The organism is Hydrogenophaga pseudoflava (assembly GCF_031020795.1).
Lineage (GTDB): Bacteria > Pseudomonadota > Gammaproteobacteria > Burkholderiales > Burkholderiaceae_C > Hydrogenophaga > Hydrogenophaga pseudoflava_A.
On the sequence record NZ_JAVHJP010000006.1, the window covers coordinates 277,615 to 300,828 of the forward strand.

Annotated in this window: 26 protein-coding genes; 2 read left to right on the forward strand and 24 right to left on the reverse strand. The window is 67.7% G+C overall.

Annotated features, from left to right (window positions below; genetic code table 11):
* The 24 genes from RCO38_RS19615 to RCO38_RS19730 form a co-directional block, all read right to left on the reverse strand.
* A complete protein-coding gene (locus RCO38_RS19615) occupies positions 1–1,044 on the reverse strand; it encodes a formamidase (RefSeq protein WP_308330120.1) in 1,044 nt (347 codons plus the stop codon).
* A 9-nt stretch (positions 1,045–1,053) separates the two neighbouring features.
* Entirely contained in the window at positions 1,054–1,974 is a 921-nt protein-coding gene (locus tag RCO38_RS19620) for an ABC transporter permease (protein WP_308330121.1), read from the reverse strand.
* A complete protein-coding gene (locus tag RCO38_RS19625; protein ID WP_308330122.1) occupies positions 1,971–3,041 on the reverse strand; it encodes an ABC transporter permease in 1,071 nt (356 codons plus the stop codon). Before RCO38_RS19625 ends, RCO38_RS19620 begins: the two co-directional genes overlap by 4 nt.
* Positions 3,042–3,054: 13 nt before the next feature.
* Positions 3,055–4,161: a BMP family ABC transporter substrate-binding protein gene (locus RCO38_RS19630; protein WP_308330123.1), complete on the reverse strand. Its 1,107-nt coding sequence runs from the start codon at positions 4,159–4,161 to the stop codon at positions 3,055–3,057.
* A gap of 49 nt (positions 4,162–4,210) precedes the next feature.
* Positions 4,211–4,585 (reverse strand): oxalurate catabolism protein HpxZ, encoded by a 375-nt coding sequence (gene hpxZ / locus RCO38_RS19635; protein ID WP_308330124.1) that lies wholly within the window; start codon positions 4,583–4,585, stop codon positions 4,211–4,213.
* Positions 4,582–5,985, reverse strand: coding sequence for an AtzE family amidohydrolase (locus RCO38_RS19640; RefSeq protein WP_308330125.1), 1,404 nt, complete (start codon positions 5,983–5,985; stop codon positions 4,582–4,584). Before RCO38_RS19640 ends, hpxZ begins: the two co-directional genes overlap by 4 nt.
* A gap of 8 nt (positions 5,986–5,993) precedes the next feature.
* On the reverse strand, positions 5,994–6,197 hold the full coding sequence (locus tag RCO38_RS19645; RefSeq protein ID WP_308330126.1) for a DUF4089 domain-containing protein: 204 nt from the start codon (positions 6,195–6,197) through the stop codon (positions 5,994–5,996).
* 74 nt (positions 6,198–6,271) lie between these two features.
* Positions 6,272–7,969 (reverse strand): allophanate hydrolase, encoded by a 1,698-nt coding sequence (gene atzF, locus RCO38_RS19650; RefSeq protein ID WP_308330127.1) that lies wholly within the window; start codon positions 7,967–7,969, stop codon positions 6,272–6,274.
* 251 nt (positions 7,970–8,220) lie between these two features.
* Positions 8,221–8,469: a DUF2789 domain-containing protein gene (locus tag RCO38_RS19655; protein ID WP_308330128.1), complete on the reverse strand. Its 249-nt coding sequence runs from the start codon at positions 8,467–8,469 to the stop codon at positions 8,221–8,223.
* A 36-nt stretch (positions 8,470–8,505) separates the two neighbouring features.
* The gene (locus RCO38_RS19660; RefSeq protein ID WP_308330129.1) at positions 8,506–8,658 is read right to left on the reverse strand and encodes a hypothetical protein; all 153 of its coding nucleotides are present in this window, start codon (positions 8,656–8,658) and stop codon (positions 8,506–8,508) included.
* Positions 8,659–8,673: 15 nt separating this feature from the next.
* The gene (locus RCO38_RS19665) at positions 8,674–9,786 is read right to left on the reverse strand and encodes an MgtC/SapB family protein (RefSeq protein ID WP_308330130.1); all 1,113 of its coding nucleotides are present in this window, start codon (positions 9,784–9,786) and stop codon (positions 8,674–8,676) included.
* The gene (locus tag RCO38_RS19670) at positions 9,783–10,286 is read right to left on the reverse strand and encodes an SRPBCC family protein (protein WP_308330131.1); all 504 of its coding nucleotides are present in this window, start codon (positions 10,284–10,286) and stop codon (positions 9,783–9,785) included. Before RCO38_RS19670 ends, RCO38_RS19665 begins: the two co-directional genes overlap by 4 nt.
* Positions 10,287–10,335: 49 nt before the next feature.
* Entirely contained in the window at positions 10,336–12,687 is a 2,352-nt protein-coding gene (locus RCO38_RS19675; RefSeq protein ID WP_308330132.1) for a heavy metal translocating P-type ATPase, read from the reverse strand.
* 57 nt (positions 12,688–12,744) lie between these two features.
* Positions 12,745–13,395: a methyltransferase family protein gene (locus tag RCO38_RS19680; RefSeq protein WP_308330133.1), complete on the reverse strand. Its 651-nt coding sequence runs from the start codon at positions 13,393–13,395 to the stop codon at positions 12,745–12,747.
* On the reverse strand, positions 13,392–13,676 hold the full coding sequence (locus tag RCO38_RS19685) for a DUF2933 domain-containing protein (RefSeq protein WP_308330134.1): 285 nt from the start codon (positions 13,674–13,676) through the stop codon (positions 13,392–13,394). Before RCO38_RS19685 ends, RCO38_RS19680 begins: the two co-directional genes overlap by 4 nt.
* Before the next feature lie 17 nt (positions 13,677–13,693).
* Positions 13,694–14,266, reverse strand: coding sequence for a hypothetical protein (locus RCO38_RS19690; protein ID WP_308330135.1), 573 nt, complete (start codon positions 14,264–14,266; stop codon positions 13,694–13,696).
* 68 nt (positions 14,267–14,334) lie between these two features.
* Positions 14,335–14,520: a hypothetical protein gene (locus tag RCO38_RS19695; RefSeq protein ID WP_308330136.1), complete on the reverse strand. Its 186-nt coding sequence runs from the start codon at positions 14,518–14,520 to the stop codon at positions 14,335–14,337.
* A gap of 21 nt (positions 14,521–14,541) precedes the next feature.
* Positions 14,542–16,203 carry a cbb3-type cytochrome c oxidase subunit I gene (locus RCO38_RS19700; protein ID WP_308330137.1) on the reverse strand — a complete coding sequence of 554 codons (1,662 nt, stop codon included), beginning with the start codon at positions 16,201–16,203 and terminating at the stop codon, positions 14,542–14,544.
* A 2-nt stretch (positions 16,204–16,205) separates the two neighbouring features.
* Positions 16,206–16,880 carry a hypothetical protein gene (locus tag RCO38_RS19705; protein ID WP_308330138.1) on the reverse strand — a complete coding sequence of 225 codons (675 nt, stop codon included), beginning with the start codon at positions 16,878–16,880 and terminating at the stop codon, positions 16,206–16,208.
* A gap of 10 nt (positions 16,881–16,890) precedes the next feature.
* Entirely contained in the window at positions 16,891–17,379 is a 489-nt protein-coding gene (locus RCO38_RS19710) for a DUF411 domain-containing protein (RefSeq protein ID WP_374694560.1), read from the reverse strand.
* A 156-nt stretch (positions 17,380–17,535) separates the two neighbouring features.
* Positions 17,536–17,874, reverse strand: a complete 339-nt coding sequence (locus RCO38_RS19715; RefSeq protein ID WP_308330139.1) for a copper-binding protein — start codon at positions 17,872–17,874, stop codon at positions 17,536–17,538.
* A gap of 41 nt (positions 17,875–17,915) precedes the next feature.
* Positions 17,916–18,410, reverse strand: a complete 495-nt coding sequence (locus RCO38_RS19720; RefSeq protein ID WP_308330140.1) for a cupredoxin domain-containing protein — start codon at positions 18,408–18,410, stop codon at positions 17,916–17,918.
* 68 nt (positions 18,411–18,478) lie between these two features.
* Positions 18,479–19,867, reverse strand: a complete 1,389-nt coding sequence (locus RCO38_RS19725; RefSeq protein WP_308330141.1) for a multicopper oxidase family protein — start codon at positions 19,865–19,867, stop codon at positions 18,479–18,481.
* 14 nt (positions 19,868–19,881) lie between these two features.
* Positions 19,882–20,934, reverse strand: coding sequence for a TolC family protein (locus tag RCO38_RS19730; protein WP_308330142.1), 1,053 nt, complete (start codon positions 20,932–20,934; stop codon positions 19,882–19,884).
* A gap of 199 nt (positions 20,935–21,133) precedes the next feature.
* On the opposite strand from RCO38_RS19730, the gene RCO38_RS19735 reads away from it, so the two are divergent.
* Together RCO38_RS19735 and RCO38_RS19740 are read left to right on the forward strand one after the other, a co-directional pair.
* Positions 21,134–21,820 (forward strand): heavy metal response regulator transcription factor, encoded by a 687-nt coding sequence (locus tag RCO38_RS19735; RefSeq protein WP_308330143.1) that lies wholly within the window; start codon positions 21,134–21,136, stop codon positions 21,818–21,820.
* Entirely contained in the window at positions 21,820–23,208 is a 1,389-nt protein-coding gene (locus tag RCO38_RS19740) for a heavy metal sensor histidine kinase (RefSeq protein WP_308330144.1), read from the forward strand. The genes RCO38_RS19735 and RCO38_RS19740 overlap by 1 nt, the downstream gene beginning before the upstream one ends.
* Positions 23,209–23,214: the final 6 nt, after the last annotated feature.

The following is a 23,214-nucleotide window of genomic DNA, read 5'->3' on the forward strand; positions in this document are numbered from 1 at the left end:
TCAGGCCGCCTTCTTCAGGTTGACCACCGCCGAATCCGGCACCAGCGGGTGCGTCTCCGGGCCTTTGTACGAGCGCGTGGGCGCGTCGAAACCGCAGGGCGTGCCGTCGGTCACGTCCACGGTCCAGGGCAACCGGTAGGCGCCGGCGGCCATGTCGTGCATGTAGGTGTAGGGGCAGTCCTGCGCCCCGCCCTTCACCGCCACGTAGCCCCGGTGGTAGAGCTGGTAGATGTTGTTCTCCACACCCCAGCCCTGGCGCGCCTCGCGCACCAGGTCGGGCCGCAGTTCGGCGGTGATGATCTCGTCGGCGCGACCGCCGCCTTCGGTGATCACCGTGCCGTCGAAGCTGCAGAACATGCCCTCGCCCATGGAGTCGAAGCTGCCGTCGCTGCCGCACAGGCAGACGCTGGCGGTGATGGCCAGGTTCTGGAAGGCGTTGGCTTGGTTGGTGATCTTCCAGGCGTGGCGGATGGGCGCGGTGTAGCCGGCGGTGCGCAGGATGATCTCGGCGCCCTTGTAGGCCGCCTCGCGCGCCATCTCGGGGAACATGCCGTCGTGGCAGATGATGAGCGAGAGCTTGCTGCCGTTGGGACCAATGCACACCGGCACACCCAGGTTGCCGGGCTCCCAGGGCTCCACCGGCACCCAGGGGTGCAGCTTGCGGTAGTAGAGGCGGATCGCGCCGGTGTCGTCGATGATGAGGCCGCTGTTGTAGGGGTTGCCGCCGGGGTTGGCCTCCATGATGGAGAAGCAGCCCCAGATGCGGTGGTCCACGCAGGCCTGCTTGAAGGCCGCCACCTCGGGGCCGTCCAGCGACACCATGAGCTCGGGTGCCGTGCTCATCGAGAGGCCGTGCAGCGCGTACTCGGGGAACACCACCAGGTCCATGCTGCCCTGGTTGCGCCGGGCCTTGCCCACCAGCTCGCAGATGCGCTGCGTCTGCGCCGCCAGCTGTGCCGGCGTTTCCACCACCGGCAGTTGCAGCTGCACCAGACCCACGACCACGCCGTGCTTCGATTTGTTGAGACCGCCGAGTCCGCTCATGGGTTTCTCCTAGCGTGTGGACGAGAGTTCGCCCGGGCTGCCCGGCACCACCACGCCCGGGCGGCAGGTGAGCACCAGGATCAGCAGCGTGAGCACATAGGGAACGATGTTGAAGAGGTGGTAGCCCCAGCCGATGCCGACCGACTGCAGCGCCGGCCCGATGGCGCCCGCGCCACCGAACAGCAGCGCCGCACCGACGCAGCGCAGCGGGCTCCAGCGCGCGAAGATCACCAGCGCCACCGCGATCAGGCCCTGGCCGCTGGAGATGCCCTCGTTCCAGCTGCCGGGGTAGAACAGCGTGAACGAGGCGCCACCCAGCCCGGCGATGAAGCCACCCGCCGCGGTGGCCGCGATGCGGATGCCCGAGACCGAATAGCCCAGCGCCCGCGTGGCGTTGGCCGAATCGCCCGCCAGGCGCACCAGCAAACCCAGGCGCGTGTTCGCAAACGCCCACCACAGCAGGACGGCCATGAGCAAGCCGAGCGGCAACAGCGCGTTGACCTCCAGCGCCGCGCGCACCGCGGGCGAGTCGCTCCAGCCGCCGAGCGACAGCGCCGGCAGCTGCGGCGCCTGCGGCTGGATCAGCGGCTTGCCGAGGTAGAAAGCCAGGCCCATGCCCAGCAGCATGAGCGCGATGCCGGTGGCGACGTCGTTGACCCGCGGCAGCGAGCACAGCAGGCCGTGCAGCGTGGCCAGCAGCGCACCGGCCACGGCTCCGGCCATCACACCCAGCCAGGGTGAACCGCTGAGGTAGGAGGCACCGAAGGCCGTCATGGCCGAGAGCACCAGCACGCCTTCAAGACCCAGGTTGATGCGGCCCGACTTCTCGGTCAGGCACTCGCCCAGACTCACGAACAGAAAAGGCACGCCCACGCGCAACGCGCCGCCGACGATGCCGGAGAGGAAGATGATCAATTGGTCCGCGGTCATGCCTTCTCTCCTTGTGGCGCCGGTCCCTCCGACGGGACACGGGCGAGCTTGGCGAACCAGGCCTTCCAGTCGGTGTCGCGCAGCGCTTCGCTGGCCAGGATCAGCACGAAGGCGATGCCTTGCAGCAGCAGCACCGACGCATCGGGCAGGCCCAGGCGGCGTTGCAGCAGGCTGCCAGCCGCCCCGAAACCACCGAACAGAATGGCCACCGGGATCACCGCCAACGGGTGGTGGCGCGCCATGAACGAGACCAGGATGCCGGCGTAGCCGTACCCGGCGATCAGCGCGGCGTTGGCGCTGGTGTGTACGGCCGCAACTTCCACCGCGCCGGCCAGACCGGCCGCCGCGCCGCCGAGTGCGCAGGCCAGCAGCACCAGCCGCGTGGCGGGCAGGCCCACCAGCTGGGCCGCGCGCGGGTTGCCGCCGACCACACGCACCGCAAAACCCGAGGGCGTCAGGCGCAACCACAGGCCTGCGGCCAGACACGCCACCACCCCGACCACCAGGCCCCAGTGCACGTCGGAGCCTGCGATGGTGCCAATGAGCAGGCCTTCGTCGAGCGCGGGCGTGGACGGTTTGTTCAGGCTGGCCGGGTCGCGCAGCGGCCCTTCCACCAGGTGCTTGAACAGGCCGATGGCCACATAGGCCAGCAGCAGGCTGCTGATGGTCTCGTTGATGCCGCGGTACTGGCGCAGCCAGCCCGCCAGCGCCACCCACAGGCCCCCGGCCAGCGCCCCGGCCACGCACACCATCACCGTTCCGGCGAGGCCGCCCGGCAACGGCAGGGCCTGCGCCAGCGCGGCACTGGCCAGACCACCGAGCACCAGCGCGCCCTCCCCGCCGATGACCACCAGCCCCGCCCGGGCGGGAATCGCCACGCACAGGGCGGCCAGCATCAGCGGCGCGGCGCGCTGCAGCGTGTTCTGCCACGAGTACCAGTCGCCGAACGCGCCCTTGAACAGCAGCACCCAGACCTCGACCGGGCTCACCCCCGCGAACGAGACGATGAGGCCGAACAGCAGCAGGGCCACGGCGATGGCGCCGACGGGAAGGAGGACGTTGCGCATGGCCGCCGCGCCTTCAGACGGAGCCGATCACGCCTTCGACCAGGTAGTTCATCTTCTCCAGCTCCAGGTCGGTCTGCTTGAACGCCTTGCCGGCCGGGATGATGGTGGCGCCCTTGTTGTCCTTGAGCGGGCCCTTGAAGATGTCGAAGCTGCCGGCCATCATCTGCGCCTTCACGCCGTCGGCCTGCTTCTTGGCCGCGTCGGTGACCGCGGGGCCGTAGGCCGACATCTTCACGAAGCCGTCCTTCAGCCCGCCGCGCACGAAGTTGGGGTGCGGCTTGCCGCTGCGCGCCGCGTCGATGAAGCTTGTGTAGGCGGTCAGCCAGTTCCACTCGGCGCCCGTGAGGTAGGCCTGGGGCGCGAGCTTGGCCTGGCTGGCGTGGTAGCCGCAGACCATCTTGCCGCGCTTGGCCGCCGTCTCCACGATCACCTTGGGGCCGTCCACGTGCATGGTGAACACGTCCACGCCCTGGTCGGCCAGGCTGTTGGTGGCTTCGGCCTCCTTGACCGGCATCGACCAGTCGCCGGTGAAGATCACGCTGCAGGTGATCTTCGGGTCGACCGAGCGCGCGCCCATGGTGAAGGCGTTGATGTTGCGCAGCACCTGCGGGATCGGCTTGGCGGCGATGAAGCCGATCTTCTTGCTCTTGCTCATGTGCCCGGCGATGACGCCGTTGAGGTACTGGCACTCGTCGATGTAGCCGAAGAAGCTGGCCGTGTTCTTCGGGTGCTTGCCCTCGGTCCACATGCCGCCGCAGTGGGCGAAGCGCACATCGGGGTACTTGGCGGCCACCGCCAGCATGTGCGGGTCGAAGTAGCCGAAGGACGTGGGGAAGACGAGGCTCGCCCCGTCCTGCGCGATCATGCCGGTCATGGTGCGCTGCACCGCCGCGGTCTCGGGCACGTTTTCCTCCTCCACCACCTTCACACCCGGCATCTTCTTGAGCATGGCCGCGGCTTCGGCCTGGGCCTGGTTGTAGCCGTAGTCGTCGCGCGGTCCGACGTAGATCACACCCACGGTGATGGGCTTCTGCGCGAAGGCAAAGGGACTGCTGGCCGCCGCGCCGAGCGCGGCCAGGGTCTTGATCGAATCGCGGCGGTTGAAGAGGACATGGCTCATGGGAAAAGCTCCTGGTGGGGGGGGTGGAGGGAAGCGGTGGTGAACGGAATCAGGTCAGCAGGCTCACGTGGGCCGAGACCACGCGCCAGCCCTCGGGCGTGCGCATCCAGGTCTGGCTCTGGCGACCGGTGCGGTCGCTGCCGGCGCGGAAGAACTCGGTGTTGGCGGTGGCGAAGTCGCGGCCGTAGGTGGTGATGACGGTCTTGCCCAGCGTGCGCGCCAGCCCGGCCGAGGGGCGGCCGGCGCGGAATTCGCGGATGGCGTCGTAGCCGTAGAGGTTTTCGGTGGCGCCATAGCGCAGCGTGTGCGGGCTGTTCCAGAACAGCTCGTCGAGCACGGCCACGTCGTTGCCCACCAGGGCGATTTCGTAGCGCTCGAACACAGCCGTCACTTCGGCCAGCACATCGGGCTCATTGATCATCACAACAAGGTCTCCTTCACTTTCGCCACGCCCGACTGCGCCAGCGCCCAGCCGGCGCGCAGCGCCAGGTCTTCGCGCCAGGGCGCAGCAATCAGCTGCACGCCAATCGGCAGGCCGCCAGTGCCACCCGGCCACATGGGCGCGGCCACCACCGGGCAGCCCGAGAACGACACTGGTTGCGTGAGCAGCCCGATGGAGGGCCGGCACGGCAGACGCTGGCCATTGATGTCGACCCACTCGCTGCCGATGGCCGGCGCGGCCAAGGGCGTGGCGGGCGCGATCAGCACGTCCCAGTCGCGGAACAGGGCATTGACCCGGTCGCGGTAGCGGCGGCGGAAGCGCTGCGCGCGCACGTACCAGGCGGCCGGCTGCAGCGCGCCCGCGATGAGGCGGTCCACCGACAGCGGCTCGTGGTCGGCCGCCCGCGTGCGCAGGCTGTCCAGGTGCAGCTGCCCGCCCTCGCTGGCGGTGACGATGAAGGCCGCGGCGCGCGCGGCGGCGGCGTCGGGCCATTCGACACCGCGCTGCACGGCGGTGTGAGCGCCCAGCGCGTCGGCCGCCAGGGCCACGGCCTCGCGCGCCGCCGGTGTGGCCATCGCCTCGAAGTAGCCACCGAGCACGCCCACGCGCAAGCCCTCCACGCCCTGGGCGAGCGAGCCCGTGGTGGGCTCCACCGCGGTCGCGAAGCAGCCCGGGTCCAGCCGGTCGGCGCCCTGCAGCGCGTCGTAGGCCAGGGCCAGGCCCGGCAGGTCGTCGGCGAAGGGGCCGAGGTGGTCGATGCTGTGCACGAAGGGGAAGCTGCCGCGCCGCGAGAGCCGCCCGAAGGTGGGCTTGAGGCCCCAGATGCCGCAGAACGATGAGGGCACGCGGATCGAACCGTTGGTGTCGGAACCCAGCGTGAGCGGCACCTGGCCCGCGGCCACCGCCGCACCCGAACCGCCCGAGGACCCGCCGGCCGTGCAGTCCGGGTTGTGCGGGTTCCGCGTCGGGCCGTAGTGGGTGTTTTCGGTGGTGAAGCCGTAGGCGAACTCGTCCATGTTGAGCGAGCCCACCAGCACCGCGCCCGCGGCCTGCAGGCGCTGCACCAGCACCGCGTCGGTGGTGGCGGGCGGGCGCGAGCGGTTCACCTTGGAGCCGGCCAGCGTGACCTCGCCCGCGATGTCGAACAGGTTCTTCACCGCGAACGGCACGCCGGCCAGCGGTCCCAGGGCATCGCCACGTGCGCGCCGGGCGTCCACCTGTGCCGCCTGTACGCGGGCCGCGTCGAAGCGGGTGCCGGTGAAAGCGTTCACGCGGGCGTCGGTGGCCTCGATGCGGGCGATGCAGGTCTCCAACACCTCGGCGGCGCTGCACTCGCCGCTGGCGATGGCCTGCACCGTTTGAGAAAGTGAAAGCGTGGGCATGGCGCGGCTCAACGGGGCTGGTCGAAGGGCGCCGGGCAAAACAGCTCGGCCGGCTCGTCGTGCGGTTCCAGCGGGACGTCTTCCAGCGTGGCCGCGAGGCCGGCCGTGCGCTGCAGGTGCACCGCCACGCGCGCAATCTGCTCGTCGTCCAGCGGCAGGCCCACCACCGCCGCGACGGCCCGCACATAGGCCAGGGTCTGCTCTTCCGTCATCGCCCTCTCCCTTTCCGGGCGATGGCAGCGCTGCTTCCCCATCGGTGTTGTTTCATGTCTGGACTCCTGCGGGTTCAGGGAAAGGCCAGGCGCGCCGGCGCCACGGAAGCCAGGTAAGCACGCCAGCCACCCAGGTGGGTGATGTCGGCCGCGCCCTGCAGCGCCCGGGGCTCGCACAGGAAGCCCTGCACGCTGCTGCCGTCGGCCAGCTGCAGGCTGCCGATGGACAGGGGCGCGGGCACCAGCGCGACAAAGCCGCCGTATTCGGAGAGCGGCATCTCCCACACCTCGATCTCGATGCGCCCGCCCTCCCCCGGCGCCACGCGCAGCAGGCCGGGTTTGGGCGGCGTGATGTCGGGCAGCGCGTAGAGGCGGTAGACCGGCGCGGTGTGGGTGCGGCAGATCAGCGTGGCGCCGCGTTCGGTGAGCTGGCCGTTGAGCGGCATGCCCGAGAGGTGCGCCCCGACCACGGCCACACGCACGCGCGGCGGCGCGGCCTGGGTCAGGCCCGCGATGGGCTGGGGCTCGGGCAGCGGCCGGCCGGTGGCGCCCTGGGTCAGACCGGCGGCATGGTGGTAGCGCTGGCCCAGCTCGGCGAGCTGCCAGTCGCTGCCGCAGCGGCCGATCAGGGTGATGCCGAACGGCAGGCCGTCCGTGCGGAAGCTGCTGGGCACCGACAGCGCGGCGTAGTCCAGCAGGTTGACGAAGTTGGTGTAGGCCCCGAGCTGGCGGTTCAGCACCACCGGGTCGGCGAGCATCGCTTCGATGGTGGGGTGCGTGGGCGCGGTCGGCACTACCATGAGGTCCAGCCCGCGCCACAGCGGCTCGGCCTGCTGGGCCAGGGCCGCCAGGCGGGTCTGCGCGGCCACCAGATCGGCCGCGCTGTAGGGGCGGCCGGCGCCGACGATGCTGCGCACCGGCTCGATCAGTTCTTCCTCGTGCGCATCGAAGAAGCCGCGGATGGCTTCGTAGCGCTGCGCCACGAGCGCGCTGCCGTAGAGCATGTCGGCGCAGGCCGTGAACACGCCGAAGTCGACGGGCACGGCCTCGCCGCCCAGGTCCTTCAGGCGCTGGACCGCCTCGTCAAATGCGGCGCGCGCGGCCTCGTCGCCAAAGAATTCGGGCGAAGCCGGCAGGCCGAAGCGGAAGCGCGCACCGAAGGGCGTGCTGGCCAGGGACAGCGTGCGCGAGTACGGGTCCACCGCATCGGGCCCCAGCGCGGCGGCCAGCACCTGCGCGGCGCGCGCCACCGTGGTGGCGAAGATGGACACGCAGTCCACCGCCTGCGCAGCAGGCACCACGCCCCGGGCGCTGATCAGCCCGCGCGAGGGCTTCAGGCCCACGATGTTGTTCAGCCCGGCCGGCACGCGGCCCGAGCCCGCCGTGTCGGTGCCGAGCGCGAAGTCCACCTGACCGGTGGCCACCACATAGGCCGAGCCCGAGCTGGAGCCGCCCGACACATACCGCGGGTTGAGCGCATTGGGCACCGCGCCGTAGGGCGAACGCGTGCCGTTCAGACCGCAGGCGAACTGGTCGAGGTTGGTCTTGCCCTGCAGCGACGCACCAGCATCGAGCAGCTTCTGCACCACGGTGGCGTGGGCGGCGGCGGTGTAGGCAAACGCGGGACAGGCCGCCGTGGTCGGCCATCCGGCCACGTCGATGTTGTCCTTGACCGCAAACGTCAGCCCCGCCAGCGGCCCATCCACCGTCCCTTGAACGTGCTGGGGCGGCTGGAACAGCCAGGCGGCGGATCGGTCGCGGTCTTGCACCATTTCGATTCATCCCATCTTGGATACAAGTTGTAATGCAAGATGAATGCCAGATGCAGGGCGACCTCCCCTGCCCTGCCCAAAAAACGGGCAACCTCGCCGCAAGCCTTGTGCGGCGCCCACTTGGCGCAGATGTCCGGGACATATCCACAGGCTTACCCCCTGCGGCTGGGTGCAACCGTTCAGGTGACTGCGGTCACCCGGCCAGCATAGGCACCGGCTGCCCGGTCACCGTGGCGCTCTCGACCTGCGGTTCACCTCTCGCCCGCAGGGCTTCGCAAAGCGGCGTTGAGCTGATCGACCACCTCGGCCCAGTCGGCATCTTCCTGAAGTTCTTCTCGCAACAGCGCCGCCTGCGCCGGTGTCCAGAACGGCGCGTCGGCCAGCAGCACGTCGCCAGGCAGGGGGGAGTGGGTCTGCAGGAAGGCCCTGATCTCTGCCTCGTCCATGCGCAGACCCAGTTGCGCAAACAGTTCAGAGAAGCGGTGGAATGGTTTTTCCATGGTGGAGATGTCCTTTCTTTGATCAGCGCCGACACATCACGGATAGGCTTGAGCCAGCACCAGAACGGCGGCACCACCGGTGACGGCCACCAGGTACCCGACCAAGACGCCTCGGCCCATCCGCGAACCGCCGGTCGTCCAGGCGATGCCGATTTTGGTGAACAAATTGCTCAGCGTTGCGAGCGCCATGGCCGTCAGCGTGGTCTAGGTGGACAGCTCGCCCGATCCATGCAGCTGGCTGAGCGAAATCAGGATGGCATCGACGTCGGCCAGTCCGGAGACCGCCGACAGGACGTAGAGCCCACCGGTGTTCAGCCATTCCCGGGCCGCAGGCACCAGCACACTCATCACGGCCAGGAACCCACCGAACCCGAGCGCGGTCCCCAGACTGAAGGGCGGCATGGTTTCAATCCCGCCCTGGCCCGACGCGGTGGGTGCGTGCCGCCGCCAGCGCCACACGGCCCAACCCAGCGACACCAGACCCATCGCCAGCAGGCCGCTGCCAAAGCTGGACAGCAGCGAGGGCTGCAACGCCATCAGCAAAATGAACATGCGAAAGAACATGACGCCACAGGCCGCCACGGCGCCGGAGACGGCTGCGTCCGCCAGGTCCGGTTGCTGGCGCGCGTATCGCGCCAGGGTCATGGTGGAGGCCGTGGAGGACGCCAGTCCGCCCAGGATGCCCGTCCACAGGATCCCTCTGTGCGCGCCGGTGACGCGCATCGCGAAATGGCCCGTGAGCGAGAGGCCGGCCACCAGGATGACGGCCCGCCACAACCGGTACGGGTTGATGGCGCCGTAGGGGCCCAGACCGGTGTCGGGCAGGTGGGGCAGGACGACCATGGTCAACACCAGCAGCTGCAGCGACGCCCGCAGCTCCCCGTGGTCGATCAGCCGCAGCCAGCCGTGCAGGGTGGGCTTGAGATCCAGCAGCACGGCGCCCACCACGGCCGCCGAGAGCGCCAGGGTGACGTTGCCATGTGCGGCAAAGGCGCCGAGCACCAGGGTCAGGAGCATGGCCACCGGTGTGGTGGCGCTGCGATCGCCCGACACCGTGGCATGGCGGCTGTACGACACCGTCACCAGCAGGGCCAGGCCGAGCAGCCCGGCGACCAGCGGCCAGGCACCGAAACCCGGCTGCAAATGGCCCAGAACGCCCCCGAGCATGCCGGTCAGGGCGAAGGTGCGCAGGCCGGCCACGCGGCCGCCCTCAGGCTGTTCCCGTTCCTTCCAGCCACGTTCCAGACCCATCACCAGCCCCACGGCCAGCGCGCCGATCAGGCCCTGTGCACCGGACGGCAGCGCCCACTCGTTCACCGGACCTCCGCCTTGAAGTTGTGTGTCACGGCCCGCAGCATCTCACGCAGGCACCAGTCGGCATAGACAGGGGCCAGCCATCGAGCCAGCCCGCGCAACCAGCCGCCTGACGGCAGGCTGTAGTCGATCCAGATCCGCACATGGGTGCCGGCGGGTTCGGCGCCCAGTTCAAATCCCATCCTGTAATGTCCAATCACCAGCAGCCTGGGTTGGCCCCGTGTTTCCCAGACCTTGCGCCGTGGCGGTAGGCGTTCGATGACGGCTTCCTCCAGCCACAGGGCCAGCCCCAGGAAGCGGCCGGACATCCGGATCACCGATCCCACCTGCTGCCCCCGCTGTTCGTCGGTTTCGGTGCGCATGGTTCCGCCGGCCATCATGGGCGAACGCCGGTTCATGTGCTGTCCCAGCAGGCGCGGGTCGTCCAGCACCTTGAAGACCGCCTCCGCACGGGCGCCGCCCACCCGTGCGCTGCGCTCTCGATGGAAAGGGTGGTCGTTCAACGAAAGGCTCCCGATGGGCCGGTGGCTCTGGGTGTGATGCCGATGCCTGTCAATGCCTGCGCCCGCGCAGGCGCAAGGCGTTGCCGATCACCGAGACCGAGCTCAGGCTCATGGCCAGGGCCGCGATCAGGGGCGAAAGCAGCCACCCGGTCACGGGATACAGCACACCGGCCGCGATCGGAACCCCGAGCGCGTTGTAGAGAAAGGCGAACATCAGGTTCTGCTTCATGTTGCCCACCGTCGCTTCGGACAGCGAACGGGCAATCGCAATCCCGCGCAGATCGCCTTTGACGAGCGTCACCTGCGCGCTGTTCATCGCCACATCGGTTCCGGTGCCCATGGCCACGCCCACATCCGCCTTGGCCAGCGCCGGCGCATCGTTGATGCCGTCGCCGGCCATGGCGACCACCCGGCCCTCTTTCTGCAGCCGCTCCACCAGTTGCAGCTTGTCGGCGGGTTTCACCTCGCCGTGGACTTCGTCGATGCCCAGGCGGACGGCCACGGCCCGGGCGGTGGTCAGACCGTCCCCGGTGGCCATCACGATGCGCATGCCGGCCGCCTTGAGGGTGGCCAGCGCTTCGGGCGTGCTGGCCTTGATGGGGTCCGAAACCGCCAGCAGGCCCATCAGCCGCCCGTCGGCGGCGAGGTACATGACGCTGGCCCCCTCGGCCCGCAAGGCCTCGGCCTGCGGGATCAGATCGGCCACCGACACCCCCACCTGTTCCATCAGCGCGGTGTTGCCCAGGGCCAGCCGGCGTCCCCCCACCTGGCCCTGCACACCGATGCCCGAGCCGGACTCGAAGTCTTCGGGTGTTTCCAGCGCCATGCCCCGCTCACGGGCGGCCCGCACGATGGTGTCGGCCAAGGGGTGTTCGCTGCCCTGGTCCAGGCTGGCGGCCAGCCGCAGCACCTCGTCGGCGTCACCGCCCGGCACCGGTACGGCGCGTTCGAAACCGGGGCGCCCCTCCGTGAGCGTGCCGGTCTTGTCGATGATGAGCGTGTCGATTTTGCGCATGTTCTCGATCGCGGCCGCATCGCGGAACAGCACACCCTGGGTGGCGCCCCGCCCGGTGGCGACCATGATCGACATCGGCGTGGCCAGGCCCAGGGCGCAGGGGCAGGCAATGATCAGCACCGCCACCGCGTTGATGAGCCCGAACACCCACCGGGGCTCGGGCCCGAACAGGCCCCAGCCGAAGAAGGTCAGCAAGGCGATGCCGACCACCACCATTACGAAGTAACCTGCCACCAGGTCGGCCATGCGCTGCATGGGGGCCCGCGAGCGCTGGGCCTGCGCCACCATCTGCACGATCTGCGACAGCATGGTGGCCGCGCCCACACGCTCCGAGCGCATCACCAGCGCCCCGCTGGTGTTCAGGGTCGCACCGATCACCTTGTCGCCCACCCGCTTGGCCACCGGCATCGGCTCGCCGGTGAGCATGGATTCATCGACCGCACTGCTGCCTTCGGTGACCACGCCATCGACGGGCACCTTCTCGCCGGGACGCACGCGCAGCAGGTCGCCCACATGCACATGGGTCAGCGGCACATCCTCCTCGGCGCCGTCCGGGCGGATGCGCCGGGCCGTCTTGGGCGCCAGGCCGAGCAGCGATTTGATCGCCGCCGAGGTCTGCGAGCGGGCCTTGAGCTCCAGCACCTGCCCGAGCAGCGTGAGGGAAATGATCACCGCGGCCGCCTCGAAATACACCCCCACACGGCCCATCGAGATGAACGAGGCCGGGAACAACTGAGGCGCGACCGTGGCCACCACGCTGTAGACAAAAGCCGCTCCGGTGCCCAGCCCGATCAGGGTCCACATGTTCGGGCTGCGGTTCACGACCGATTGCCAGCCCCGCGCGAAAAAGGGCCAGCCGGCCCACAGCACGATGGGGATCGACAGCACGAACTCGATCCAGGTCTGTGTTCTCACGTCCAGCCCGGACAGCTGGTGACCGAACATGGCCAGCACGGTCACCACAACGGTCAGCGGCAGCGTCCACCAGAAGCGTCGCTGGAATTCCCGCAGCTCGGGGTTGTCGTCCTCGTCCAGCGCCGGCAGCATGGGCTCCAGCGTCATGCCGCACTTGGGGCAGTTGCCGGGGTGGTCCTGCCGGATCTCCGGGTGCATCGGGCAGGTGTAGACGCTTCCCTCCGCAACCGGTTGTGCCGGGGCCGGATGGGCGGGCGCTGCAGCGGGAGTTCCCATGTACTGCATCGGGTTGGCATCGAACCTGGCCTTGCATTTGGCGCTGCAAAAGAAAAAGCTGTGACCCATGTGCTCTGCGCGGTGTGCCGACTGGGCCGTAACGGCCATGCCACAGACCGGGTCTTTGAGGGCAGCGTCCGCGTCAGGTGGAGCGCTGGCTGCGGCATGCCCAGCATGGTGTGCGTTGGTCTGCATGGCAAAAGGCCTTCCATTCAATGGTGCGTCACCGAGCCATTCGGTGCCATGAAGCGCTCAGGAGGCGGCTGCATCCTGGCTCCACCGCGGGATGAACCGCGGAGTCTTCTGGGCATAACGCTCGAACTCTGCACCGAATTGCGCGTGCATTTCGGCTTCCTCGGTCACTGCCAGACGCCCATACATCAGCAGCAACACCGGGAACATCAGCAAGGTCAGCACCGTGGGCCACTGCAACAGAAAGCCCAGCAGGATCAGCACAAAGGCCACGTACTGCGGGTGGCGGATGCGGGCATAGGGGCCTGCGGTGGCCAGGGTGTGCCTGCGCTGGGCGTGGTACAGCACGTTCCAGGCCGTGGACAGCAGGTAAAAACCCAACCCCAGCAAGACGTAACTGGCGATGTGCAACACGCCGAAATGCGGATCGCCCTTTTCGCCCAGCAGGGTGGACCACAGGTGGCCGGCGTCGTGCGAAAGAATGTCCAGCTGGGGGAACCGGGTCTGCAGCCAGCCCGACAGCAGGTAGATGGTCAGCGGAAACCCGTACATCTCGACAAACAGTGCCACGATGAAGGCCGAGTAGGCGCCAAAGCTGCGCCAGTCGCGTGCCGTGGCCGGCTTGAAAAAGCTGTGGGCGAACAGGATGAAGATGGCCGAATTGAGGGCGACCACACCCCACAGGCCGTAGGCAGACGGTTCGTGGTTCATGATGGCCTTCCTGGTTCTTGTGGGCCACTGGAGGCAGCGCCGGAATCGTCCTGGCCATGGTGATGCCCATGCCCCCCGTGCCCCCCGTGCCCATGGTGCATGAAGACGTGCATCAAGGGACAGGCCAGCAAAAGGAGATAGGGCAAGGCTCCGGCCACGTGGGCAAGGTGTTCGGTCAGCAGGAAGTACGCGGCCACTGCACCGACCACGATCAGGCCGACCGCGTACCGGGAACGCCAGAAGCCGGGAGGAGCGTCGTGCCCTGGATGCTCATGGTTCATGGTGGTGGCCTTCTGAATTACCTGGTGGCGGGCATCTGCATGCGGTCCATCATCATCTGCATCATGGACTGCATCATGTCCATGCGCTTTTCCATCATCTGGTGTTTGCCCATCATGTCCATGGGCATCTTGCCCATCATGCCACCCTTGTCCCCCATGCCCATGCCACCGCCGCGCATGCCGTCCATCATGGACATGGCCTCCTGCAGGGTCTTCATGTGTTCGGGCATCAAGGCCATGCGCTCTTCCGGCGTCTTGGCGGCCATGAACTTCTCATGCATCTCCTGCATGATCTTCATCTTGGCGTCCATCTGACCCATTTTTTCCACAGCCCCTTTGTCCATTGCTGCCGGCGGGACCTTGGCCGATGCGGGTTTGGCAGCAGACTGGGGCTCGGCGGGTTTCGGCGCAGCGGCTTTGGGCGCAGCGGCTTTGGGCGCAGGCTTGGGGGCAGAGGCGGCATCGGCCGGATGGTGGGCCGTGTGGTCTTCGGTCTTGCTGTCCTGCGCCCACACACCCGCGCCGACAAACGCCAGCGACAGGGCCAGGACCAGACGCGATGCGGACAACCCAACAGTACGGGATTCCATGGTGAACTTCCTTTCGATGTCGTGTTGCCGCGCCGGAGCAACGAAATGGAAAGGGGCCATGGCTGGTGCTACGCCTTGCCTGACGCCGAAGTGCGGCGCAGCAACAAGCCACCCAGACCCATGAACAGTACGGAGCCGAAGCCCCAGACCCAGGCGTAGCCGATCATGTCGCCCCAGGGCGCCAGGGCATACAGCACACCGAGAATCGCCCAGACGATGGCCACCGGGACGATGAGCCAGAAATCTTCGTTCATACCAAGCTCTCTTTCCTGTGTTCAGTGTCCACCGCCGCCCGAGGCACTGAGGGGCAAAGACTGCATCAGCTCAAAACCCACGGCGGAAAACACATACATGGCGGCCACGATGAGCAGGATGGACAACGGGCCCACCCAGGCTCGGGCACCCGCCGTCACATCGGTACCACCCCAGCGCACCGGCGGCTGAATGTCTGCGGTGTCGGCCCGACGAGGGGACAGCAGGCTGGCTGCGATGCCTCCGGCGAATACCAGCAAGGCCATCGCCATGACGCTTCCGCCCACGGCCACCGCCAGCATGAGGCTGTGCCAGACCGCCGGAGCCTGCTGCTGGTAGCTGATGTCCATGACCCGTCGCGGCACCCCCATGTAGCCGGCCGCGATGCCGGCGGCGCCGAACACTAGCAAGCCTGCCAGGGCCAGCCAGGGCATCCAGCGCAGGACACGGGGCTTCCACAAGGCACGGCCACCGATGGCGGGCAAGACCACGGACAGCGCGGCCAGCAGCGTCATGCTGACCGTGCCGACCGTGAAGAAGTGGAAGTACCCGGGCACGAAGAACGTATCCGACAGCAGCGGTGCCAGTTGCCCCTGGATCAGGACGAAGGCGAACACCAGCCCGAAAGCCATGCTCAGCACCCCGGCCCCGACCGCGGCCATGGCCGGATGGCGCCAGGGCAGCAACCGAATCCAGCCGAACAGGCCGCGCCCGCCGTGGGTGCGGGCGTGCACCTCCAGCGAGGCGACGATGATCAGAAAGGCGGTCAGCGTCGGCACGCTGACGAACAGCGACAGCATGGAGCCGGCCACCTGCACCACCTTGGGCAGGTCCGGCTCCAGGAACATGTGGTACAGCGAGGTCGGCGGTACGAACACCAGGTACATCGAGAAAACGATCTTCGAGAAGCGTTCGCCGAACACCGACTTGACGCCGGTCAGTGCCTGCACCAGCACGTACCACAGGATCACCGTGGCCATCAGCGGCAGGTAGTGCATGTTGTGGAAAACGATGTGCCAGCGCGTGCCATGGCTCAGCGGGAAGGGGCCGGCGCCCAGCGCCCACAGCACGCCGGGAACGAAGGTGTAGAGCGCCGCGAAGCCGGTCACGACCAGGAAGCCGGCCCAGGCAAACAGGGCAAACCCGACGGCACTGAGCTTGTCCTGCCGGCCTTGCCAGCGCGGGCGCAGCAGCGTCACGATGGCGCTGGCGGGCAGCAACATCAGGCCCAGACCCAGCAGGCTGTAGCCGGTGTTGAACAGCAGCAGGTCGCGCGGGTTGTCGCGCACCAGCTCGGGCGAGCCGTTGTAGAGCAACGGGGTGCCGGACACGGAACCCGCCATGCTCAGACCCAGGCCCAGCAGCATCAGGCCAAAGGCCGCCCATGCGAGCGGGCGCCACGCCAGGCCTTTGCCGTGCTCGCAGGCGGCCAAGCCCAGCAGCAAGGCGGTCTGGGCAGTGAACAGCCAGTAGAAGAAGATGCCGACCCCGTGGACGGTGAGGAAGCGGTAGCCGTCGGCCATGGGCACGCTGAGCAGGCCGCCACGCACCAGAGCCGTGGCCACACCGGCCAGGACGCCGATGAACAAGGCCAGCAAGGCCACGGCGGCCATGCTTTTGAGGAGCGTGCGATCAGCGCCGGGCAAAGCGTTCAGGCGCTGGGGATAGGTGGGTGCGTGTGCCATGGTCAGACCACCTCGATCGTTGCCTGCATCAGTTGGTGCGCCTCACCGCAGTAGACCGTGCAGTACATCAGATAGCGCCCCGGCTTCTGGAAGGTCATGGTGGCTTCGGTGATGCGTCCGGGCTGCACCCGCATCATGCGTCCCGCCGTGCCCAGCTGGATGGAGGCGCCGTGGGCGATGTCCACCGACATGATCCTGAAGCGGTAGGCCTGGCCAGCGTCCAGGCGCAAGGCGGTGGGCAGGTAGTACCACTTGCCGGCGGTCATCAGCACATCGATGGGCTGGTTTTTGTCGGCAGGCGCTACTGGCATGGTATGGCCGGCATGCGGATCCATGGCGGCCATGCTGCCGGCCATGTGGCGCGGATAGACGCTGCCATCGGGCATGCGGTAGCGTTCGGCAAACTCGGCGGTCTGGTGGCTGAACTCTTCGGCGTCCGGCCCGACTGCCGCAGCACCGTGTCCGCCGTGTCCTGCGGAGGCCGCTGCCGGAGTCTGCGGGTCGGTACCAGCATGTTCTGCGTGGCCGTTCGGCGCTGGGGGGTGATCCAGTCCCAGCAGGGCAAAGGGGCCGGGCGCAGCGCCATAGGCGGCCCACAGGCCGTACAGGCTGATGCCGCCAAAGCCGCTGGCAGCGATGAAGCCGCGCCGGGTGCTGAAATGCGGGGTCCGGTCCATGCTGCAACCCTCAGGCGTATTTCTGGTACACCGCCGTCTGCCCATCGGACAGCACCAGCAGCACCGCATACGGATCGCTGCGTCCGTTGTAGAGGGGGCCGTCCATGCCGGGCGAACCGACCACCATGCCGGGTACGGTCAAGCCGATGGCCTGGGGCTTTTCGCGCAGCAGGCGCTGGATTTCGCGCACCGGCACATGCCCTTCGATCACGTAGCCACCGACTGTGGCGGTATGGCAGGAACCCAGCTTGGCGGGCATTCCCAGCTGGGCGCGTTTGGCGTTGTTGCCGGTTTCATGCACCCGAACGGGAAACCCCGCCTTTTCCACAATGGCCACCCAATCCTTGCAGCAGCCGCAACTGGGGTCCTTCCAGACCTCGACCAGCGGCAAGGTCGGCTGAGCGGCCCACGTCGCCCAAGGCAGACACAGCGCAGCTGTCAGCCAGGCACGTCGGTGCAGTGAGGGGGCGGCGAGCTTCTCTGGGCTGGGTGTATGCACGGCACGTTCTCCTTGTATCGATTCCGTCTTGCCATGCAGTCTAGGACCGGGATTCCAGCGACGAGATGACGGCAAGATTGCATTTTTGTCAGCTTGGTGGCCGGCCAAAAAAAAGCCGCGCTGGGGCGCGGCTTGTGGCTGGAACAGCGGTGGGCCTCACTTCGCCGGCTGGATGTCGGTCACCGTCATCTGGCCATTTTCGCTGGTGGCCATGAACAGGATCCTGGCGCCGACCGCGGCTTTGTCCAGCAGGGCCTTGTCCTTGGCCACGAACACCATGGTCATGGGTGGCATGTCCATGTGCTTGATTTCACCGTGCTTGATGGTGATCTTGCCGGCGTCCTTGTCGATCTTTCGCACCTCGCCTTCGGTCATTCCGGGTGTGGCCGCCATGTCCGTCTTGGCGTGGTCCATGTTCATCTGGGCAAACACAGGATGGATGGCAAAGGCTGTGAACGCCAGTGCGCCCGCACTCAAAATCACTCGCGGCTTCATCTTGGATTCCTTTCGTTGGGTGAACATCGCCAGAAAGGCGCTCACTTGGCCGCCACCTTGACCTGGCCCTTCATGCCAGCGTCGAAATGGCCCACGTGCAGGCACGCGAAATCCACGGTGCCGGCCCTGGTGAACTGCCAGATGACCTCGCCCTGCTTGCCGGGCGCCAGCGAGATCTTGTTGGGCTCGTCGTGCTCCATGTCGGGGAATTTCTTCATGACCTCGTAGTGCTCCGCCAGTTCCTGGGGCGTGCCCAGGCTGAACTCGTGCTTGACGCTGTCGGTGTTCTTCAGGACGAAGCGGACGGTTTCACCCCGCTTGACCTGGATGTCCGACGGCTTGAAGCGCATGCCGTTGCTCATGTCGACCTGGATCGTGCGTGTGACCTTGGCGGCGACACCCGGTTTGCCAATGGGTGACTCCTCGTGGTGGCCGCCGCTGTGAGTGCCACCGGCGAAGGCAGCCGACGAGGCCAAAGTGGCCGCAGCGAACGCAAGGCCGGCACGGGAGATGAAGTGGGACTGGAAGGATTTCATGGTTGTCTTTGGGTTCTGGTTGTGAAAGCGGTTGAGGGAAAGCGGTGGTGAGGCCTGTCACGGCCCTTTCAGTGCGACATGCCTTTGGCGGTCGGTTTGACCACCTGCGCGGCAGCGGGCGTCTTGTCGCTGCTGGCCGCAGGGCGTGGTGTCGGGGGTAGCGCCCCGGTCCATTCGTAGGCCACGGTGCCCTGCGGGAACTTGTAAGGGCCGGGGTCCTTGTAGTCGCCCGGTTTCTGGTCCTTGCGGACCTTGAAGACCGTGAACATGCCGCCCATTTCCAGAGGGCCGAACTGGCCGGTGCCGGTCATCATGGGCGCCGTGTTGTCGGGAATCTGCATCTGCATCTCGCCCATGTCGGCCATGCCGCGTTCACCCATGAGCATGTAGTCGGGCGCGACCTTCTGGATCTTCTTGACCAGACCTCGGTGGTCCACGCCGATCATGGTCGGCACATCGTGGCCCATGGCGTTCATGGTGTGGTGGCTCTTGTGGCAGTGCAGGGCCCAGTCGCCTTCTTCGTCGGCGATCAGCTCGATCTGGCGCATCTGCCCCACGGCCACGTCGGTGGTGACTTCGTACCAGCGGGTGCTGGGTGGGGTCGGTCCGCCGTCGGTGCCCGTGACCAGGAACTCGTGGCCGTGCAGGTGGATCGGGTGGTTGGTCATGGTGAGGTTGCCCACCCGGATGCGCACGCGGTCGTTCAGGCGCACGTTGAGCGTGTCGATGGCCGGGAACACCCGGCTGTTCCAGCACCAGATGTTGAAGTCGGTCATGGTGTTGACCTTGGGCGTCTTGCTGCCGGGCTCCACGTCGAAGGCGTTGAGCAGGAAGCAGAAGTCGCGGTCCACCTCGTTGATGTGCGGGTGTTTGGCCTTGGGGTGGGTCACCCACATGCCCATCATGCCCATGGCCATCTGAACCATCTCGTCGGCGTGCGGGTGGTACATGAAGGTGCCGGGGCGCCGCGCCTCGAACTCGTACACATAGGTCTTGCCCACGGGAATCGCGCGCTGGGTCAGGCCGCCCACGCCGTCCATGCCGCTGGGCAGGCGCTGGCCGTGCCAGTGCACGGTCGTGTGTTCGGGCAGCTTGTTGGTCACGAAGATGCGCACCCGGTCGCCCTCGACCACCTCGATGGTCGGGCCGGGGCTCTGGCCGTTGTAGCCCCACATGTTGACCTTGAAACCGGGCGAGACCTCGCGCACCACCGGCTCGGCCACCAGGTGGAATTCCTTGACGCCGTTGTTCATGCGCCAGGGCAAGGTCCAGCCGTTGAGTGTGACCACCGGGTTGTAGGGCCGGCCGGTCTGGGGCAGCAGCGGCGGCGCGGTGTCGACCGAGGTCTGGATGACGGGTTCGGGCAAACCCGCCAGGGCGGAACGGGCCACGGCCAGGCCGGCCACGGAGGCGGCGGCACCGGCGAAAAACTGTCGTCTGGAGTGGGTGTTCGTCATGTTCTGGTGTCCTTTCAATGCGCTGCTGCGGCCGGGGCATCGCCACCGGCGCCTCCCAGGCCGACAAAGCTGTCCGGCTCGCCGCCTTGCAGGACCCACTGCAGATCCGCCTCGGCCAGCCAGAAGTCACGCTGCGCGCCGATGGCGTCCACGGTGGCCTGGGACTGGTTGCGCACCTCGTCCAGCAGGTCCCACACGCTCTTGAGCATGCCGTTGTAGTGCAGCACCGTCTCTTCGGTGATGAACTCGCGGGTCTTCAGAATGTCCCCCTGGCTGTCCTGGGCCAGGGCGTGGGCGGCCCGATAGGTGCTCATGGCCGTCCTGGACAGTGCACGGTTGCGCAGGCTCTGCGCCACCGGCAACTGGTTGCGAACCGCCTCGGCGCGCTTTTGCAGATCAGCCGCGGCCATGGGCTGGGCTGGAATGTCTGGCAACCGGTCCGGCAGCGCAAAACCATCCTGCAGGCCTGTTTGTCCCATGGACTCGACCAGCTTGGACTGGGCCTGGGCGGCGGCATGCTCTGCCCGTCGCAGATTCATGCGTGCGTTGGACAAAGCCAGTTGAACCGGCGCCAGTTGCAGCTTGCTCCAGTTGCCCACGGTCACCATGCGCTGACCCAGTTCATGCGCGGCCTGGGCAGCCTCCAGCATGTCGCGCTGGTGCTTCAGCACCTGTTGGGCAGCCACGGCTTCGATCCAGGCTTTGCGGCCGGCCGCAGCCACCTCCAGCACCTCACTGGCATCCTCGACGCGGCGTTGAAGGCTGGGGTCGAGTTCCGTCCAGCGGCCCTCGGCAATCAGCCGCTCGTTCTGGTCGCCCAGTCGCGCCAGCGGGCGCGCCAGTTCTTTGTGCACACGCCATGCCATGCGGACCGCGGCCTCGGGGGTCGCGACCGCAGCACCGGTCGGCGCCGCCGCCGGGTTGCCGGCGGTCGGGTTGGCCTGCTCCCACTTGAGTACGTCGACATGACCCCGTTTGAATGCGCCCACCGCGTCGTTGGCGCGACGCCAGTCGGCTTCCTGCGACGGGCTGGTGGTCTGCGCCGCAAGCGCGAAGGGGAGGCTCAAGAGGCTCGCAGCCAGCAGATGGTGGCCGGCCCGATTGAGGAATGAAGTTGTCACTGGTGTCGCTCCGTTTTGATATGGATCAAGCGGAGCGGATTCTGGAGGTGCCTGGCCGACACTCTCCTGTCGGTCAGATTACAAAAATGTCATGTTTGAACCGACGCGTTTCAAGGCAGGCACACTTGCGGTCAGGAGAACGCATGTGAAGATCCTGATTGTTGAAGACGAGCCCAAGGCCGGCGACTACCTGCGGCAGGGCCTGCGCGAGGCGGGCTATGCCGTGGACCTCGTCACCAACGGCGTGGACGGTCTGCACCACGGCCTGGAAGGCGACCACGACCTGTTGATCCTGGACGTGATGCTGCCGGGCATGGACGGCTGGCAGGTGCTGCGCAACCTGCGCGCCCAGGGGCGCCAGATGCCGGTGCTCTTCCTCACCGCCCGGGACCAGGTCGAGGACCGCGTCAAGGGCTTGGAGCTGGGCGCCGACGACTACCTGGTCAAGCCGTTCTCGTTCGCCGAACTGCTGGCGCGGGTGCGCACCATCCTGCGAAGGGGTCGTTCCGGCATGGAGGCCACCACCCTGCAGGTGGCCGACCTGGAGCTGGACCTGCTGCGCCGCCGCGTGAGCCGGTCCGGCAAGCGCATCGACCTCACCGCCAAGGAGTTCGGTCTGCTGGAGCTGCTGATGCGCCGGCAAGGCGAGGTGCTGCCGCGGTCGCTGATCGCATCCCAGGTGTGGGACATGAATTTCGACAGTGACACCAATGTGATCGAGGTCGCCATGCGACGCCTGCGGGCCAAGGTGGACGACCCCTTCGAGCCGCGTCTGATCCAGACCGTCCGGGGCATGGGCTATGTGCTGGAAGCGCCCGAGGGCGCACGCTGATGCCGGGGCGGCTCTCCCTCACCGCGCGGCTGACCGCGTTCTACACGCTGGTGTCGGCCCTGGTGCTGATCGGCATGGGGCTGCTGGTTTCGCAGGCGACCGGGCGGCACTTCGTCGAGCTGGACCGGGACTACCTGAAAGACAAGATCGGCCTGGTCCAGAAGATCGTCCGGGAATCGCCTACGCAGGCCGAGCGCTCGGCCCGTCTGGACGAGTTGCTGGGCAGCCACCATGGGCTGCGCATCGAACTGCGGCAGGGTGAGCGTCTCGTGTACGGCCGGGAAGGCTCGGGGTTTCCCGCCAACCTGCCCGCCGCGGATTCCGGCGCCGATCCGGTCGACTGGACCGAGGGCCGCCAGAACCTGAGAGGACTGTCGGCCCGGGTCGACGCCCCTCCGGGCGCCGGAGACGACCCGGCGACGGCGCTGCAACTTCGCATGGCCCTGGACACCGAGCACCATGCGCATTTCCTGCATGGGCTGCGCCACACCCTGGCGCTGTACCTGCTGGGCGCCATCCTGCTGAGCGGTCTGCTGGGCTGGTGGGCGGCGCGCCGCGGCCTGGCGCCACTGCGGGTCATCAAGGAACGCGCCATGACGGTCACGGCCCAGAAGCTGGATCAGCGCATGCCGGTGGACGCGGTGCCGGCCGAGTTTGCCGACCTGGCGCGGAGCCTGAACACCATGCTGGAGCGTCTGCAGGCCGACTTCGCGCGGCTGCAGGACTTCTCCAGCGACCTGGCGCACGAACTGCGCACCCCCATCAACAACCTGCTGACCCAGACCCAGGTGTCGCTGGCGCAGAAACGGGACGCGAGCGCCTACCGGGACATCCTGGCCTCCAACGCCGAGGAGTTCCAGCGCCTGGCCCGCATGGTGTCGGACATGCTGTTTCTGGCCAAGACGGAGCACGGCATCGAACTGCCCAACCCGGAGGCCATCGCGCTCCACCAGGAAACAAGGGCGCTGTTCGAGTTCTACGACGCAGTGGCCGAGGACCGGCGCGTGCGGCTGACGCTCGCGGGCGAAGCCGTGGTGATGGGCGACCGCCTGATGGTGCGCAGGGCCATCGGCAACCTGCTGTCCAACGCCCTGCGGCATTCGCCGGACGGTGCGGAGGTGGCGGTGGTGATTGGACAACACGGCGCAAACACCACCCTGTGCCTGTCCAACAGCGGACCCACCATTTCGCCCGAAGTGCTGCCCCGGCTGTTCGACCGTTTCTTCCGGGTGGACAAATCGCGCAGCCACCCGGACTCCGACGGCACCGGCCTGGGTCTGTCCATCACCCAGGCCATCATGGCAGCCCATGGCGGCACGGTGACGGCCAGTTCCCGCGACGGTCTCACGAGCTTCTGCCTGTTGTTTCCCGGATCGAGTTCCGGCTGACCGGCA

What these genes read in the sequence shown, in the direction of transcription:
- RCO38_RS19705 (WP_308330138.1), bottom strand. Translation starts at nt 16,880, where the DNA reads ATGGACCGGACCCCGCATTTCAGCACCCGGCGCGGCTTCATCGCTGCC.
- RCO38_RS19690 (WP_308330135.1), bottom strand. Translation starts at nt 14,266, where the DNA reads ATGGAATCCCGTACTGTTGGGTTGTCCGCATCGCGTCTGGTCCTGGCC.
- RCO38_RS19620 (WP_308330121.1), bottom strand. Translation starts at nt 1,974, where the DNA reads ATGACCGCGGACCAATTGATCATCTTCCTCTCCGGCATCGTCGGCGGC.
- RCO38_RS19715 (WP_308330139.1), bottom strand. Translation starts at nt 17,874, where the DNA reads ATGAAGCCGCGAGTGATTTTGAGTGCGGGCGCACTGGCGTTCACAGCC.
- atzF (WP_308330127.1), bottom strand. Translation starts at nt 7,969, where the DNA reads ATGGTGCAAGACCGCGACCGATCCGCCGCCTGGCTGTTCCAGCCGCCC.
- RCO38_RS19700 (WP_308330137.1), bottom strand. Translation starts at nt 16,203, where the DNA reads ATGGCACACGCACCCACCTATCCCCAGCGCCTGAACGCTTTGCCCGGC.
- RCO38_RS19645 (WP_308330126.1), bottom strand. Translation starts at nt 6,197, where the DNA reads ATGACGGAAGAGCAGACCCTGGCCTATGTGCGGGCCGTCGCGGCGGTG.
- RCO38_RS19655 (WP_308330128.1), bottom strand. Translation starts at nt 8,469, where the DNA reads ATGGAAAAACCATTCCACCGCTTCTCTGAACTGTTTGCGCAACTGGGT.
- RCO38_RS19640 (WP_308330125.1), bottom strand. Translation starts at nt 5,985, where the DNA reads ATGCCCACGCTTTCACTTTCTCAAACGGTGCAGGCCATCGCCAGCGGC.
- RCO38_RS19740 (WP_308330144.1), top strand. Translation starts at nt 21,820, where the DNA reads ATGCCGGGGCGGCTCTCCCTCACCGCGCGGCTGACCGCGTTCTACACG.
- RCO38_RS19680 (WP_308330133.1), bottom strand. Translation starts at nt 13,395, where the DNA reads ATGAACCACGAACCGTCTGCCTACGGCCTGTGGGGTGTGGTCGCCCTC.
- RCO38_RS19630 (WP_308330123.1), bottom strand. Translation starts at nt 4,161, where the DNA reads ATGAGCCATGTCCTCTTCAACCGCCGCGATTCGATCAAGACCCTGGCC.
- RCO38_RS19615 (WP_308330120.1), bottom strand. Translation starts at nt 1,044, where the DNA reads ATGAGCGGACTCGGCGGTCTCAACAAATCGAAGCACGGCGTGGTCGTG.
- RCO38_RS19660 (WP_308330129.1), bottom strand. Translation starts at nt 8,658, where the DNA reads ATGGCGCTCGCAACGCTGAGCAATTTGTTCACCAAAATCGGCATCGCC.
- RCO38_RS19695 (WP_308330136.1), bottom strand. Translation starts at nt 14,520, where the DNA reads ATGAACGAAGATTTCTGGCTCATCGTCCCGGTGGCCATCGTCTGGGCG.
- RCO38_RS19725 (WP_308330141.1), bottom strand. Translation starts at nt 19,867, where the DNA reads ATGACGAACACCCACTCCAGACGACAGTTTTTCGCCGGTGCCGCCGCC.
- RCO38_RS19625 (WP_308330122.1), bottom strand. Translation starts at nt 3,041, where the DNA reads ATGCGCAACGTCCTCCTTCCCGTCGGCGCCATCGCCGTGGCCCTGCTG.
- RCO38_RS19685 (WP_308330134.1), bottom strand. Translation starts at nt 13,676, where the DNA reads ATGAACCATGAGCATCCAGGGCACGACGCTCCTCCCGGCTTCTGGCGT.
- RCO38_RS19720 (WP_308330140.1), bottom strand. Translation starts at nt 18,410, where the DNA reads ATGAAATCCTTCCAGTCCCACTTCATCTCCCGTGCCGGCCTTGCGTTC.
- RCO38_RS19675 (WP_308330132.1), bottom strand. Translation starts at nt 12,687, where the DNA reads ATGCAGACCAACGCACACCATGCTGGGCATGCCGCAGCCAGCGCTCCA.